Annotated in this window: 11 protein-coding genes and 2 pseudogenes; 9 read left to right on the top strand and 4 right to left on the bottom strand. The window is 52.6% G+C overall.

Going from position 1 to position 16,764, the window contains the following annotated elements; genetic code table 11:
• Nucleotides 1-211 precede the first annotated feature (211 nt).
• The 3 genes from RhoBH5_RS32835 to RhoBH5_RS31400 all read right to left on the bottom strand — a co-directional run bounded on the left by RhoBH5_RS32835 (nucleotide 212) and on the right by RhoBH5_RS31400 (nucleotide 2,378).
• A complete protein-coding gene (locus RhoBH5_RS32835; RefSeq protein ID WP_442972497.1) occupies nucleotides 212-682 on the bottom strand; it encodes a helix-turn-helix domain-containing protein in 471 nt (156 codons plus the stop codon).
• A gap of 76 nt (nucleotides 683-758) precedes the next feature.
• Entirely contained in the window at nucleotides 759-1,661 is a 903-nt protein-coding gene (locus RhoBH5_RS31395) for a LysR family transcriptional regulator (protein ID WP_270009459.1), read from the bottom strand.
• Between the two features lie 33 nt (nucleotides 1,662-1,694).
• Entirely contained in the window at nucleotides 1,695-2,378 is a 684-nt protein-coding gene (locus tag RhoBH5_RS31400) for a class F sortase (RefSeq protein ID WP_270009460.1), read from the bottom strand.
• Nucleotides 2,379-3,189: 811 nt separating this feature from the next.
• Here RhoBH5_RS31400 and RhoBH5_RS31405 point away from each other — a divergent pair.
• From RhoBH5_RS31405 to RhoBH5_RS31440, 9 genes and pseudogenes are all read left to right on the top strand, one after another.
• Nucleotides 3,190-3,696: a hypothetical protein gene (locus RhoBH5_RS31405; protein ID WP_270009461.1), complete on the top strand. Its 507-nt coding sequence runs from the start codon at nucleotides 3,190-3,192 to the stop codon at nucleotides 3,694-3,696.
• 416 nt (nucleotides 3,697-4,112) lie between these two features.
• Complete coding sequence (locus tag RhoBH5_RS31410; RefSeq protein ID WP_270009462.1) at nucleotides 4,113-5,363, top strand: lipase family protein; 1,251 nt, start codon at nucleotides 4,113-4,115, stop codon at nucleotides 5,361-5,363.
• Between the two features lie 1,365 nt (nucleotides 5,364-6,728).
• A complete protein-coding gene (locus RhoBH5_RS31415; protein WP_270009463.1) occupies nucleotides 6,729-7,775 on the top strand; it encodes a hypothetical protein in 1,047 nt (348 codons plus the stop codon).
• 379 nt (nucleotides 7,776-8,154) lie between these two features.
• A complete protein-coding gene (locus tag RhoBH5_RS31420) occupies nucleotides 8,155-9,042 on the top strand; it encodes a diiron oxygenase (protein WP_270009464.1) in 888 nt (295 codons plus the stop codon).
• Between the two features lie 12 nt (nucleotides 9,043-9,054).
• Nucleotides 9,055-9,234: pseudogene (locus tag RhoBH5_RS32615) on the top strand (4Fe-4S dicluster domain-containing protein); the annotation flags it as partial.
• 153 nt (nucleotides 9,235-9,387) lie between these two features.
• Complete coding sequence (locus RhoBH5_RS31425; RefSeq protein ID WP_333482282.1) at nucleotides 9,388-10,440, top strand: ferredoxin; 1,053 nt, start codon at nucleotides 9,388-9,390, stop codon at nucleotides 10,438-10,440.
• 1,130 nt (nucleotides 10,441-11,570) lie between these two features.
• Nucleotides 11,571-14,567, top strand: coding sequence for a non-ribosomal peptide synthetase (locus tag RhoBH5_RS31430; protein ID WP_270009466.1), 2,997 nt, complete (start codon nucleotides 11,571-11,573; stop codon nucleotides 14,565-14,567).
• Nucleotides 14,564-15,235 carry a formyltransferase family protein gene (locus RhoBH5_RS31435; protein ID WP_270009467.1) on the top strand — a complete coding sequence of 224 codons (672 nt, stop codon included), beginning with the start codon at nucleotides 14,564-14,566 and terminating at the stop codon, nucleotides 15,233-15,235. Before RhoBH5_RS31430 ends, RhoBH5_RS31435 begins: the two co-directional genes overlap by 4 nt.
• Nucleotides 15,236-16,018: 783 nt before the next feature.
• Nucleotides 16,019-16,267 carry a cold-shock protein gene (locus RhoBH5_RS31440; RefSeq protein ID WP_270009468.1) on the top strand — a complete coding sequence of 83 codons (249 nt, stop codon included), beginning with the start codon at nucleotides 16,019-16,021 and terminating at the stop codon, nucleotides 16,265-16,267.
• A 317-nt stretch (nucleotides 16,268-16,584) separates the two neighbouring features.
• Here RhoBH5_RS31440 and RhoBH5_RS31445 read toward each other — a convergent pair.
• Nucleotides 16,585-16,764: pseudogene (locus RhoBH5_RS31445) on the bottom strand (mammalian cell entry protein); the annotation flags it as partial.

Below are 16,764 nucleotides of genomic sequence, written 5' to 3' on the forward strand. Positions count from 1 at the left end.
CGAGTGTTGCTCGACGTAGTCGACCAGCGTGAAGCCTGGTTGCAGGCGGATCTGGCCCTTCTCGTCGAGAAAGCCATCGAACAGCGCGTTCATTCCATCTCCTCCGAAGCGATCACACAAGCATCCCGCCCAGCTGCCCAAGAGGCCTTCACGCTTAAGCTAGTCGCTTTGAAGCAACATCAAAGGGTTACGATATTTCGAAAACTGCCATTTAGTTATCAATCTTCTTGCCGCTTTTAGATACTCGCCTAGAATTGAAACCAAAACTTACGTCATCAGCAGGAAGTTCCCGCATATGACAAGATAACCTCAGAATCGTAGCCATGTCCTCCAAAATCAATTGCGAGGATGGCGAAAGGCCGACATAGTTCAACAACAATCTTCGAAGTTTTACTTGTTGAATACCCTCAATAAGTGCAACATTATCCCTTTCCTGCGCCAACGAAAGGACTGGCTTCACAAAGAAGTACTCAACATCTACATTAAAGACTTGAGATAGACTTTCAATCACTTTCATAGAAGGGTGCACTCGATTTCCCGTTCTAAGCTGGGAAAGATAAGGTCTCGATATATTGCAACCCATTTTCCCTAGTGAATCAACAACACTTCCATTAGTAATCCTGCCTGATGAAATCTTAAACAAATAGTTCAATCGCTCTTGAAATACCCTGCTGTCGTCCATTTATATTACGAACTCTCTTAACTAATTAACGCTTCCGACGGAAACACCTACACACAAATCGATCGACTTTAAGAAATCAATCCGATCCCTCGCCGCTGAAAATTGATTCGAAAATCTTGACACCTTTCTCCGACAATTCATTTGCGCACAGGTGTACCGACCTAAATAGAGGTACAGGAATGGGTGAAAAACTCAAGTTTGCGTACCTATCTCCAATATATTCTAATGGCACCACCGCAAAACCTGAACCATTCTCAATCATAGATAACGCAGAAAACGGATCTGAGACCTGAGCCACCTGGACTGGACTAAACTGCCAATTACTGCAAAATGTTCTAAACATTCGCATCAGATCTTCAGCTTGCGCAGTGTAACCAACCCAATTCACCGCACTAAGATTTTCGCGTTTAAAAGAAACAGTGCCGCTGTCTCGGCGATGGGCAACCACAAATTCTTCACGATTAAGTGACCTAAAACGCTTAAAGTCGGATTTATCAAAATCTCCCGCCACTACTGCAATATCTATAGTTTTGGATTTCATTGCGGTTAAAATTTCAGACTTACTAGGGTAGGTATGGAGTTCGATATTATCTATATTGAAATCTCTCTTTATCTGCATAACCTGCACACTCAGCATACTCACAGAATGTTCTTGAAGAGACCCGATTCTTATTCGACCTTTGCTCGAACGATCCACAGATCCGACTTGCCATGCACGCTCACATTCTGAAACCGCCCGAACTGCGCGCTCAAAAAAATCGATCCCATCTGAATTCGCTTCAAGAGACCCAGAATTTCTGAAAATCAGCTTTCTACCCAGCGCACTTTCAAGAGAAGAAAGCTGTTGCGAAAGAGCTGACGGAGTTACGTGCAGTAGCAGAGCTGCGTCAGTTAGCGATCCGGCCCTCACAATATAGATATAGTATTCGAGTTGCTTTAACGTAATTTTCGAGGATACGATCATCTCACCTGAAAACATTCCCGAGCTCCGTCCAAATTGATACACAATGGATTAATCGGCAAACACTACGACATTCTCCCAGCTTGCATTCGCTTTACTATCAAACAAATCTCCGCATGTAATGAGCGCCAATCTGTATCTTCCGGAGCCATACTCCAAAAGATTTGATAAAGCAGCGTAATCCCTTTTGTCTATACCTTTTACGACTTCACGCACCTGAAAATTCATCACAGATCCGTCGTCTCCTATTAATGAAACATTCTCATCGTATTTCAATTCTCGTATATCATTAAATATTCCGTACCCTCCCCCAATTTCGGTATGCCCCAACAAGATGGCCATTTCTTTCCCACCAGGTCTAGGCCCGTCGGACCACCAAGTCACATATCTCATATTTGTGGGCACGCTGAAACTCCATACTGATCTTTCCAAAAATGGATCATATTGCCAAACGGTTCCTCCCGGTTCAACCGATGACGATATACCGAGAGATTCTATTGCAATACTTGTTGGAATAAAACCGGAGCGCGAATTAGTTTCCAAATCAATTCGATATGATGAACTATCATTCAGATTAGCAGAATCAGAAACTCCAACACTGCAATTCTTGCAGGCATCGGCATCGGCATCGGCATGTAACAAAGTTATCGCCAGCACAAAAAATGAACAAATTGCAAAACTTTGAGATAGCCACTTAATTGCGTAAGGCTTATCTAAAATCTGCCTCAAAGACATGAATAATTCCTATCGCGCCGCCAAATACGTTTTGAAGCTCAACCAATTTAGAGAATTCTCCCTTATCCAATCGGAAAACTGCAGATTCCCAGCGCGTAACAGTAGAAGACTAGGTACCCCACTGGGCAACTCGAAGTGTCACGAGTCACTGACACGTGCCATGCGCTAGATGTAACAACCTCATTCCGCCCAGAATAGTATCGGGAGGGAGCAAGGTTCCGGACACTCTTGCCATGTGCTTTGTAACTTACCTACGAGAGACTTCGCCTCCCCCGCTGCAGGTGAGAACCTTGGAACTGGTACTACCCAGTGTCCGACGGAACTATATATGTCCGCCCGTAGATCTGGAGGCACAAGTAGCCAATCTAAAACCAAAACGAAATTTTAAGAATTTCTTAACTATTAAGGGCCGGCAATTCTAATGATTGATTCATTTTTTCTTAATTTGCAATAACGTCGGGTACTTTGCCTACCAAAAAAGGTAGAATTAATTTTCATATCTGAAGTCAAGCTTGGGGAACCAGTGAAAAAGCGAAGACCATCCTGGAGTATTTTCGATCTACTACGTTCTACTTCACGTTCAAATTTCAAAAGTGCCAAGACATTTGAGACATCTCCGAAACAACTATCCCAAAAACGGAGGATACGATACGTAATCTTTGCCATAATTTCAGCCGCCTTCGTTCTCACATTACTGACCAGATGTCATTTTGATGGCGGATTGTTAGACAATAATTCAGAACTAAGCAATCTGCAATCAAGTCAGAGGGAATCCGTCGAGAAGCAACTGATAGAAAGGGACTTCTATGAAATGCACAAACATGACATCCACAAAGACATTGTCAGTTATGTAGATACAATTTGTACAATCACAAATTCCTACAATGCAAAATTAAGCTCGCTACCGGTCATTGATTCCAGCGGAGAAGAATCGGCTAAGATCTCGATGCTAGCGATAGTAAGCGAGACAGCAAATGCAGCTTTCGTTGCGGCCGAAGGCTTCGAGTCAATTATCGAACCCGAAACGAATACCATTCTCATGCCAGGGGTGGATTCCAACATCTGGACTGAAATCCGCTCTACGCTGTCCAAATCATTCAAAGACGTAAACTTAGAGGCCGAAAAAGCAAGTCGATTGCTTCTAGAAACCGATTCCTCATCATCGATAGCTGATCGCATCGAAAAATCGAACTACATTGTTTCGCATGCGCAAGAAGAATTGAGTAAAACAATCAAAGATTCGCTTTCTTTACTGCCAATTCCAAATTCGGAGACGAGCATTGCCATACAAGAACTAGTTTCTTGTGGTCCAATATAAGTTCGATGATGATTCAGCGATATATGCAAGCAACGGAGAGTAAATGTTTAGAATACTGCGCAGCGATAGATTTAAAAAAGCTATAGTTTGGTCAATCATCCTGACAATCATTTTCATCCTTGCATTCAGAGGAGTCATCGAGACTCTTGCAAGGCTGGGAGTTACTGTCTCATGGATCTAGGGCAATCCGCCCCTCTGCGATCGTGCGACAATAATGAATTCACGAATTCCAAGTATCAAAACAGCTTCTGCAATATAGAACGCATACAGGAATCGGTCTCTGTTCGTTCAAATTCCTCCTCTGTTAATACAATACCCTTTTGTTTAACCGATATTTGAAACTATTCACCTATTTACTGTTGACTTAAATCAGGCAATTATCAATAACCTTAAACCCTACCAGTGAAAGGAAAAACATGGATTTGAAGAAAATTCGGAAAGATCGGACTCTTGGCGCTATCTTTGTGACAGCATCGATCGCGTCCACGCTAGTGCTCGGTACAGTCCCACCCGCTAACGCTGAGGAGATAACCTACCCAGCGGCGTTGACCGACCCCTTTTATGGCGGCCCAGTTGACCTCACCAATCTGCTCCCCGGGGATGTACTTGCCGCTAGAGCCCTTCCGGCCCCGCCGGGATTTATCAACGCCGAGGCGATTCAGATCAAATTTCGATCAACTAATTCCGAGGGTAGCCCAATCACCGCCGTAACAACAATACTCTCTCCCCTTAACGCCCAGGTCGACCGTCCTTTATTATCATACCAACATATTATCAATGCACTCGGGCTTGAGTGCGCCCCCTCACAAACGCTATACACATCGAATCCAAATCTCATAATTCGCGAAGCTCCCGGCCTTAACTTCGCACTCCAGCAGGGATGGTCCGTCGCAATACCGGACCACCTCGGTCCAACCAGCGCTTACGGAGCTGCAAGGCTCGGAGCACAGATAACACTCGATGGCATACGTGCGGCTCAGCGATATACTCATCTCAATCTTAGAGACAGCCCAATTGGTATGGCGGGTTACTCCGGAGGCGGTATGGCCACTGCGATGGCTGCTGCCCTCGCGCCAGAATACGCACCCGAATTGAGGCTAGTTGGTAGTGCCTATGGTGGCGCTCCCCTCAATATCGGCGAGATGGCAAAGAAACTCGGTGACAGTCCACATCCGGCCTTCGGCCTTGCGATGGCCGCCGCGCTTGGGCTTGAACGCGAGTACCCAGATCGAATGTCAATATCCTCACAGCTCAACCCGCAGGGGCGCGTTCTACGTGACTCAATCGCGAATGCCTGTACAAACGAAATATTGGCCGCTGGGGCCGGCAAGAGCATTAACGACGTCGCGGATGCACAGCTAGGGAAACTGTTGCTCGACAGTCCATCCGTGCAGGAAGTACTTAGTATCAATAGCGTCGAAAAAATGTCTACCGTTCCTAGCACGCCAATCTACGAGTGGCACGCCGCCGATGACGCTCTTATTCCCGTTGACGCAATAACCAGAACATTGCGTCACTATTGCGATTCCGGAGTTACGGTCCAGTCGAACATTGTGCAAAGCCCAGACCACATCTCTGCTGCAATACTTGGACTTCCAGGAGCCGTGCAATTCCTTATGGAAAGATTCGCAGGCCAATCAGCGATAACGACATGTCAATTACCATGAAACAACAATTGTTGGGTCATGGTTAGGATGACTAAATCCTAGTAGGACCTACTTTTCAAATACGTAGATAACGCCACTTTCACACGATTACGAGATGTGTGAAGTATCTAATATTTCGGCCATAATATCATACGAAAGCCATTCAAGCAGCTATACATTGCATCCATAGATATCTTTTTAAGATCGAAAGGCAAGGCAGATGAACAAATTTTCCCCGCGCCAGCGATCCGCGATGAGATCGATGTCTCAGATAGCAAGGCATCCAGATCTTACGGATGCGGACCTCGTGGCCGTTGTCGCAGTGTTGACTGGCGAATGTTTACCGGATGTTCGCTTCGATCTCGGTTTCCCAGAATACCAAACGCTCTCGTCGACTGACCGCCATACGATGTAACTAAAATGTTTTCTGATCTGGAAATATGACCGTCAGGAGATACCGAAAATTACTATCAGAACGGCGGATCGTCCGCACGAACTTGATTGTTACTGATCGTTTTGAAATGCCGAACTGCAAGAAGAGACAATATATCCCCAGCATTATCGACGGGGAACCTTGGATTGATATCCATAGATCAAAGCGCAGCAATTGGAAATTTCGGCCTCGCCGCCTAAGATCTCGCATTTTACTGCACCCCGATGCGGATAAATTTCAGGCCAGCAGGCGAACGTCGCTCGTCCTTCCCGAACCTGCACACGTTCGCCTACCGTCCGGTTTATACCTTAGCCCCAATTCCTTAATTCTACTTAATATATTCACTTCTTCTAACTTGGCTCACTACATTTCTCAATGGCTAATTTGCATTGACCACGAACGAAATGCGAAAGTTTTGTTAGTCTTTACGGTTGAGTGACCAACGCTCTATTTCAACGTGGCGCGGCATACACGTCTAACAGCGAATCGCTTTGACCATCGTAGATATAATACTGCAGCAGACACATGCAGACAGACACATGGACCACTGATGTCTCTTCTCCCTTACTTATTGATGAAGCAAGCATCAGTTTTGATGCCCCAATTCTGCTGGCATCTTGAAAATTCCGATCCTTACGGCTTGGCGGTCAGTTTGGCTTCAGTGTGCTATTTCAATAGATTGAAATAGTGAGATTGGCACGAGACCGCACCTTCAGCAGTGTCTATCTAAGTCACAAACACCGAAACCCTCGTGTCGTGATGCCCATTCACCCATCAAATCAACTGGCCGCCAGCTGGCTCGATATCTTGGCGCCACCAAAGTTTCCGGAGGTGGTCCACGGTCTTAGGCAACTCGTCAAACAAACAGAATGAATGTTACAGGTGTGCGCTTTATAGGATTTAGTGTTTAGAGAAGTCATTGCGCCGCGCGTAAGAAAAGGTATTACAAAAACGTGGATGAGTTATTTGGTCAAATGAACTTCAATCATTTACTCGAACATATCTTAAATTTCACTTTCGGATACGTGAAATTTACATCGCCGGATGATACCTATAACCGGAAGCATAGGAAATCATCCTCCAAACATGTCTCACGAATAACTAATTTCAAATTTAGAAAATCTACTTCGATGAAGGTTGCCTATGTTCTGCGCGAGAGCCCTGGAATACTGCCCGTATCTACGCCACCGCGTAGACGAACAATGAGATATGCCGAAGTCTTCTTCGTGCTCCCCATTCGGACCTATCGCTCTGGAGAAAAGATGCGTCGCACACTAACCAAGTCACTAATTCCTATTGCCATTTTTGCTGCCACTGTCACGGTTGGAAGTAGCACTGCCAACGCCACACCTTCTGAGAATCCGGTCTGTCTTACCTCTCCGCTGCCCGCTTCGCCGCCTGAAGTTATCGTCGACTCAGGAAGAAATGCGATTGCAGACGGTGAAGTCGGGGACAGTGGTAACACTCAAATAGGAGATTCTGGCACCGGGAACTCCGAAAACGGAACCGGAAATAATTCCAATGGCGATAGCGGAAATAACTACGGCTCAGGTTCCTTAATTTTGAACATAAATATACTTAGCAATAATGGCAACTCCTCACTAAACGGAAACCTGGCGGGAAGCGCAAATGGAATTGGTGCGGGCAGTGCAAACGGAAATGCGGCCGGAAACGCAAACGGAAACGCAAACGGAAACGCAAGCGGAAACGCAAGCAACAACGCAAACGGAAACGCAAACGGAAACGCAAACGGCGCAGGTAACGGCAATCTGTCCAACGGAAACGGAAACGGAAACGGAAATAGTTGCACTGGCAACAATGCAGCTCCTATTGGCCACGGAAACGGAAACGCAGCTAATAATGGGAATGGCAACGGATCTGCCAATGGCACGGGAAATGGAAACGGGGCAAGTAACGGATCGGGTAATGGCCATAGCGAAGGAACAGGTAGCAATAATGGAAGCGCCAATGGAAACGCAGGCGTGAATACGTCACAGTAGTATTCGATCCCTTCAGAGGTAGGGCTGGCATGATATTTGCCCTGGTCCCGCCCTATCTCTGTCGCGGACACGATTCTAATTCAGCGATATTCACGCTACGGTGTTCGGCAGTCGTCTTCATCAAAAAATGGCTATATATTATTCAGTCAAACTGAACTAGTCTTAGAGCAGATAGGAAGCCCGCAACTGCTTGCAAAACTTTGCAACGGCCAAGCCTCACTAATATTTCGAATGAAGATTTATCTATACCGTAACGCTGGCTTTTTCTCTGTATAGCCAAGGTTCGACGTCAACGCATGGATAGGATGGAAATTCGCATAGCCAAAGCCAGATTGACAGTACAGATAGAGGACAGCAATCGAAGTTGAGGATAAGATTGATGGTCAATTCCGAAAGTGACGATATTTTTGAGACTCTACTTGAATCTGCCAAACGGTTATCCTTCGATTCAAGGGATTCAAATCTCTGCCAGCTCGAAATTGGCGACAACGAACGACATGGAATGACGCCACAGTGGTCACCACTATTCGGAACACCGATCTGGAATCGCTTGTCTGAGTCCGAATGTGTTCAAGTCACTAGAAGTGAAGTCGCCCATTTTTTGGGCGTTGGAATCTGGCTTGAAGTGGGCTTACAGGTAGCATTGTTGCGGGCGAAACACAGCGCGGATCCCGCGCGATCTGATGTCAAATTCCTGTTCAACGAATGTGCAGATGAGAACCTGCACTCGTTGATGTTTGCCAATGCCGTAAAAAGTATCGGATCAAAGTTTTATCCTCGTGACCGCATGTTGGACTTCTTTGGCTTTATCTTTCGTCACCTTGCGTGGGGAGAAGTGGCTCACGGCATTGTCCTCGCTGGTGAAGAAATATTCGATGTGATGCAACGCGATTGGATGAATAGCGACAACGTTGCCACACCTATCCGCCGCGCTGCCTATATTCATGTGGTCGAAGAGTCCAGACACATGATGTATGCCCGCCAGAATATTCGCCAACAATTAATCGGAGTATCACGCCTGCGTCGATTTATCAGCACCCTGCTGATTGCCGCGGGAACGCACGTAATCGCAAAAAGTCTGATTAATCGCCGAATGTATGACGCGCTCGGCCTCGACTGGGCTGTCGTAAAATTGGATATCGATGGCAACGAACACCATCGAATGATGTTCAGGAAGGCTGCAGGGCCGTTCATCGAGTTCTTAAACAAGGAGGGTCTGCTGAACCTCGGGGCCCGTTGGATCTATCGAAAGTCAAACCTTCTCTGATTAGGAGTTGTTATGACCCATGTCATCTTGGGTTCTTGTTGTAAGGACGGCGCATGTGCGCGAGTATGCCCACAGAACTGTATTCACCCCTTGCCTGGCGAGGATGGCTTCGACTCCGCTGATTCTCTTTACATCGACCCTGAATCGTGTATCGATTGCACCGCCTGTGTCGAGGCGTGTCCAGCCTCTGCAATCAAACCCGCGCGATCGCTGAGCCCTGACCACCCATATCTAGCTTTCAATAGGGAATTCTACGCGCAGGTCCCGCCCCCACCTAGAGGCCGACTGTCTGCCACTTTCCAGCTGCCACTCGGAATTCCGCACGACAAACTTAAGGTTGCCATCGTGGGGGCCGGACCTGCTGCCATGTACACAGTTCGGGAACTTCTGAATCGTTCAACATCGATCCACGTCACCGTGTACGAACTACACGACGCTGTCGGCGGCTTGCTGCAGCGGGGCGTATCACTCAACAATCCCGGTGTGCGCAAGATGAGCCGATTGTTCGACCTGCCATTCCACGACGACCGCGTTACAACCATTCTTAATACAGAAGTTGGAAGAGACATATCGATTAACGAACTCCGCACGGAATACGATGCCGTCATACTCGCATGTGGGGCCTCTCAGCCGCGCCAAGTCGGTCGCGATCTCTGCGGAAACGGGATCTACCAGGCGCTCGATATTCTAGTCGGGGAGAACGACCCTGCCTCGGTTTCCTCACCCTCAGCTCTTACCGGACCGGTATGCATCGTGGTGGGTGCAGGCAACGTAGCTTTCGATATCGTCCGGTGGGTCGCAGAAAATCGGCACCAAGCTTCCAAGAATAGCCAGGTTCGAGAACTGCTGGTCCTGTCGCGTTCGGCTCCGGAAAGTGCTGCGTTCACTCGCTCTGCGTTCTACGAGCTTCTCGATCTCGCAGACGCCGATATATTGATTGACAGTGACGGTGACCTACCTGGCGCCGAAAGCGCGCTGCTCTGTGAACTCTCGCAGCTGCCTTCCACCGTTTTCTGCGGAATGCATACCTTACCCACAGACACCACGGGCCCTCTGCGAATCATCTTGTCGTTCGGACAAGAAGTGGCCGAACTCGCGCAGGAAGGTTCCAGCGCCGTCGCGGTTACCACGATCAAGGGTCGAATCTTTCACGCGAACTCCACAATCTGTGCGACCGGATTCACCACCAAATGGATCAATGGAGTTCCACTCAACGAACACGGGTTCGTACCCAATCGTTCAGGTCAAGTAGTTTCCCCTGAAACCGGAGAACCGCTGATTGGCCTATACGTTGTCGGTTGGGCAAAACGAGGTGCTTCCGGCGGGGTTGGGGAGAATCGAGCCTGCGCAGCCGAAACCGTGGCTCAACTCGTCGCGGATCGACACTCACGGGTCTAACCGACTCCGCGGTGCATATGCAACGCTCGCGCCTCCTCAAGGTATAATAGATGTAGGAAGTGCAGAATTGAGGGCCGGATCAAGTCGCGGCTGGCTCGTCGATCAACGATGCCCGAGCGGAGTACTTTCGGACGAGACAATATTAAGTCGCTGATCGATACTTCTCGATCGCCTAAAATACTAGCGATGCAGTATCTCACCGCTTAAAAGCTGATATCCAACGCAGGCGAAGAGGGCGGCTGGGTGTTTCGAGTATGTCCGTGTGTTTCGAGTATGTCCGTGTGTTTCGAGTATGGCCGTCACGGAGACGAAATCTGGTTTCGGCAAGCACCGGAACGCCCCGCCCTCTTATGGAAGTCGGGGTGCTCGCAGTCACATCTGAATGTTTCGCCACCTCAGCTCTGGTCGCTGCAAGCCATAGACGCGAGGAGCCAGTCCAGCTGGCGGCGTAGGCTTCCAGCGATACCGGGCGGCCCCGGACCGCTCTGCATCGACCGCGCGGGGTAGGCGCTGCCGTTTCTATGCAGCAGCGGTGTCTTCGAGAGCTGAAGTGGGGCGGCGGTCGATAAACTGCATAGGCGGGGATGACCGGAACCGGTTCCGTACCGGTCACATCGACGTTCAATAGTCAACTTCGCTAAAGAGGGATGGACTTGTGCCAGCAAGCATTTACTTCGCACACAAGGTCGAGGTGTCAATTCCACTAGATACATAACAGAAACACTAATCAAATTTGAACAATGAATCGAGAGGCTATCAACGGAGACTCTATCAATGACTATTTAGAATATTTTCAGTAGCTATGTCTCTTTTACAGTAACGGGACACTCTAGGAGTTGCACTCAGCCGAATCTCACCGCTGCTATCCTCCGAACGAAATTCCACGTCATGACTACTCTTCCCGATGAGGAATTCTTCCCCCTCATCGGATCGGCAAGCCAGCAGAAATCCTCAGCCGGGAAGCCCAACATCACACAAAGACACGTCACGGCTTCGGATACATGCCCGCCCTCGAAGAAGACAGCGCGCTGCTCGGGTCCAGAAACTGGGTCCAGTCACAGGGCGATCGCCGAGGTCGAGTTTCGAAGTCATGATCGTCCATCCGGTCCCCGACATATTCCTAGGTGCCCATGACATCGACCACCCCCGTGTTCACACGACCGATTTCGGCGACCGAACGGTTGTACCTGGCCACTGCGCCCCTGGCCGAGCCGTTCGCCATCCAACTCCTCGTCGAAGGCGCCGGTGACATCGACGTGGACGTACTTCGCCGCGCCGTCGAACGCGCCTCGGACGCCTGCCCCGGCGCACGGCTGGTACGCCGGGGTGACGCCTGGGTAGACAGCGGCCTCGCCCCGCACCTCGAAATCGTCGAACATGGCGGCGTGGACTTCACCGCGCTCGATGCGAACCCCATCCTGACCCGCCCCCTCGGTGTCACCGCGGACGCCACCACCGAGGTAGTCCTCGTCACCTCCGACCCGACGACGTTCATCTTCCGCGCCTTCCACGGCGTCATGGACGCCAAGGGACTGGGCACCTGGGCCGCAGACGTGTTCCGGGTCCTGCGCGGCGAGGAGCCACTGGGAGCGCCGGACCCTACCGCCGATCACACCCTCGTCGACCACATCGGCGCCCCCGGAACCCCCACCCGGCTGCTGCCTACGTGCCGATCCCCCCTCGGCGCCGGAGCACCCACTCGCGGCGGTGAACAGTTCCTGTGGCGACACCGCAGCGTCGACGGCACCCATCCGTCGGCGGTAGCCCGGATCGCCGCGGTCCTCGCCGACACCACCGGGCACCCGGTTCGGCTGATGGTGCCGGTGGATCTGCGCCGCCACGATCCGACGATCCGATCGACCGCGAACCTGGCGCTGCCGTTGTTCCTCGACGCAGATCCAGGACAGAGCGCAGCGGAGATCAACGCACGTCTGCTCGTCGGCATGGTCGAAGGGCGTGAACTCAACGAGATGGACAACGGCGGGCTGGCGAAGATCCCCACCCCGATCATCCGCCGCATCCTCAAGTCCGTGCACACGTTCGGTGCTCGCACGAACCGAAACCTGGTCTCGGCGATCGTCTCCCACGCGGGGAAGATCGACCTTGCGGCGCTGTCGGCTCCTGAGTTCGCGGCCACCGCGGTGCGGGCACTGCCGGTGCACATCGGGTTGGTGCCGATCTCGTTCGTCGTCGTCGAGTCGGGCACGCGCACCGAGATCACCGTCTCCTGCCGGGCGGGTCGCGGTGTCGCAGAACGATTGGAGGCGCTACTCGATCGGATCATCGCCGAATTCGATCCCACCGCCGCCCAGCCCGCGCCACCATCGCGAGGCGTCGACGGGCCAGGGAACCGGCAGAACGTGAACAGCCTGTTCCAGCTGCAGGTCCGCACTCGCCCCGACGCTGTCGCCGTCGTCGCCCCCGACAGCGAGTACACGTACGCCGAAATCGACTGGTGGGCCGACGCTGTCGCCGCAGAGCTGCTGCGCCGCGGCATCGGCCGCGGATCGATCGTCGCCGTACTCGCCGACCGATCCGTCGAAGGGACGGTCGCGCAAGTGGCGATCCTGCGGGCCGGGGCCGCATTCTTGCCCCTCGACCCCAAACACCCCGCCGACCGCCTCGCCGACACCATCGCCGACTCCGGCGCGGCGCTGCTGCTGACACGGCCACACCTACGCGATCTCGTCAGCACCGACATCGACGTAGTCGTCGTCGACGACATCGACCAGGACACCGACGAGCCCGTCCACGTCCCGGTGACCGCCGACGACATCGCCTTCGTCACCTACACCTCCGGATCGACCGGACGACCGAAAGGCGTACTCGTCCCCCACGGCGGGGTCGTGCACTACCTCGAATCCGCCAGCGACTGGTACAAACTCGGCCCCGACACCCGCTTCGCGCACTATCACACCCCCGCCGCGGACATGGCCTGCGCAGCGTTCTTCAGTCCCCTGCTCACCGGCGGCGCCGTCACCCTGATCCCCGACGACATCTCCCACCTCACCCTGCAGACCATGCTGCGCGACTCCGGCGCCAACACCTTCCTGCTGACCCCGAGCTTGCTCGAGATCATCGTGCGTCTGGAGATCGACGTCCCCACCCCACGCACCGTCATCATCGGCGGCGAACAACTACACCCCGCGCTCGCGGGGAGAGCACGCACGTTCTTCGGCCCCGACGCGCACCTGCTCAACAGCTACGGCCCCACCGAACTGTCCATCGTATGCGCCTCACACGTCATCGGCTCCCCCGACGACCCGGCGTCGCCGTCGATCCCGATCGGACACCCCGCCGCGAACACCCCAGTCTTCCTGCTCGACGAACACCAACAGCCCGTACCGGCAGGTGAAGTCGGCGAACTGTACTTCGGTGGTCCGCAAGTCGCCCGCGGCTACCTCGCGCGCCCCGAGCTGACAGCGCAACGCTTCGTACACCTGCCGAGCGGTGAACGCACCTATCGCACCGGGGATCTCGCCCGGCTCCTGCCGAGTGGCGAACTCGATTTCGTGGGCCGCGCCGATCACCAGGTCAAGATCCGCGGCAACCGCGTCGAACCAGGCGAAGTGCAATCGGTGCTCGAGCACTGCCCAGGTGTCAGCCGCGCCGCCGTCCTCGGCCGCGCACGAGAGGACGGCGGAAACGTCCTCGTCGCCTACATGATCGCCGACCACTCCGACGACACCACGGTCCGGGATTTCCTCTCGGACAGGTTGCCCGCCTACATGATCCCATCCACCCTGCACTTCGTCGACGAGCTGCCCCTGACCGCGAACGGCAAACTCGACGACTCCCGCTTGCCCGGCGCATCCCCCGCACCGGCAACCGCACAAGCACCGGTCACTGTCGACCCCGCCGTCGACAGTGACCTGACCGCGATCACCACCATCTGGGCCGACGTCCTGCACCTCGACAACGACACCCTCAACCTCGACTCCGACTTCTTCGCCCTCGGCGGCGATTCCCTCGCCTCGGTGGAGATGCTCGCCAAGGTCTCCCGCACCGTCGTCGGCGCAGCAGCAGAACCTCTCTTCGCCGCCCAACTCGAAGGTCTGCTCCATCACCTGACCCTCAGCCGCGTCCATGCCGCCGCGACCACCGCACGCACAGGAGTGAACGCGTGATCTTCATCGGCAGCGGATCACTGCTCTGGCGCGCCGTCCGCTTCGCCGACAGTGCCGGGCACACCGTCGATCTCGTCTGTGTCGACGACCAGGAAGACATCCCCGGCGATCACCGGATCCTGCGCACCGACCACGTCAACAACGACTACGACATCCTCCGCCGCGCCGCCACCGACGACGTGGTGTTCTCCATCAACAATCCCACCATCTTGCGGGCGCCACTCGTCGGCTCGGACCTGCGGATCTACAACATCCACAACGGCCCCCTGCCCACCTACCGCGGACTACCCGAGATCGCGATCGTGCACGCCATCCTCGCCGGAGAAACCACCTACGGCGCCACCCTGCACGCCGTCGACACCGGCATCGACACCGGCGCCATGTTCGACACCGAGAACTTCCCGATCGACCCTCAGGGCGGCTTCCAAGACGTAATGATGAGTGGCCTGCGGGCCTGCCACACCCTCTTCGAACGCAACCTCGACGCCGCCCTCACTGGCGCCCTCACCCCAATCACCCCTCGCGCCCTCGGCGGCTACTTCGGGCGATCGCGACTCCCGGACCTCGCCGGACACAGCGCCAACCCCGAATATCCCCGTGCCTCCAACCTCGGTGTCTTCACCCCGTACTACCCCGACCTGGTCGCGGCCCTTGCAGTTGCAGTCTAGATTTCACCGAGCAGGTAATGGACATTCTCCTCCCAGCGATTCGACTTTGGCGAGGTAGCGGACTCATTTGACGACGAAGAAACAACGCCCCGGCCACCAACTGCAAGTGGATGTGAAATTCATTGAGCCAATTGGCCAAACCGGGATGAAGAAGCGTTACTAACTTCTGTACCGCAATTGGCGACTGCACTCGATTACGGGTTTTGTGAGCTTACCCTCGCAACGACCAGAAGGTTGCGATTCAGTTCATCGATCACGTCCTCTCGAAGCTGCCGTTCCAGGTCGAGAAAGTCCAGACGGACAACGGCCAGGAATCGGCTCGGCGTTTCATTGGCACCTTCTCGATAGGCGTCTCGGACACGTCAAGATCCGTCCCCGAACTCCACGCCTGAACGGCAACTCCACGTCTGAACGGCATAGTGGAACGCTCGCATCGCATCGCATCGCATCGATTCCGAGGTGCACCTCATGCATGCATGCATGTGCGCACAAATGCATTGAGTTCGCCACCTCTAGCATGAAGCTGTAGCGTAGCCCGCCCCGAGTTTGACCAAACTTTAAAGAAAATGAAAACGAGATTAGATCCAGAAACTACACATGCTAATCAACCTTCCAGATAAGTAGTATGGAACCGATTGCCAAAACGGAATAAAACGCAACCAGCGTTAAGCGACGAGAAATCAAGCAATCAGCACAATTAAACCGGAAGTGATTCGAGCCGGAATTCGAATCACGTAAACCTCGAAGCTTCATTATTCTAGGCGAACGAAGAGGACATTGGACATGGCACAAGGTACGGTCAAATGGTTCGATAAGAACAAAGGTTTTGGATTCATTGAACCCGACGGCGGTGGTGCAGATGTGTTCGCACACTACTCGCAGATCACAGGTCCAGGTTTCAAGGTTCTTGAACGTGGGCAGCGAGTTGAATTCGAATTCGGATTCGGCGACCTCGGAAAAAACCGAGCCCGAGCTAACGAAGTTCATATAATCACCAATGACGAAGTTCATATAATCACCAATGAAAGATAGACTAAAAAGTTATCATCGAATCATACAATCCCTAAAGAATGCACGTCCAGCAGCAAGTGCTGTTACATAACAGAAGATTCGAATTATATTCGCAACAAACCAAATGATCCTTGCAAATGAAAACCTGTAGGCGATTCGAATTTCCAGTACGGTTCACTTGAAATCCACAAAGGGATAGGTCCGCGAAGCATACATCGCCCATTAACTTTGCATTTTATGACACCTTGATTCCATCGATCACTTACACAAATCAGGCAAATGGAACCTTGCCGTATCAGGGCATGATTCTTTTAGGCATGCAGTTTCGATCCAAAATATCACTTCGGGGTGGCGCCGAGCATCGGTGCAAGTTGGGTGGCGATCGGATTGAGATCGAGCTTGTCCGGGTCCACCTTGGGCTTGCTGTCCCACGGTTGCGAGGTGTTCGGGTCGGCGAACGCGATGCGGTTGGCGCTACGAACCCCCGTTTCGCTGCCCTGAGGTGCCTGGCAGTTGGC

Source organism: Rhodococcus sp. BH5 (assembly GCF_027583855.1).
Classification (GTDB): domain Bacteria; phylum Actinomycetota; class Actinomycetes; order Mycobacteriales; family Mycobacteriaceae; genus Rhodococcus_F; species Rhodococcus_F qingshengii.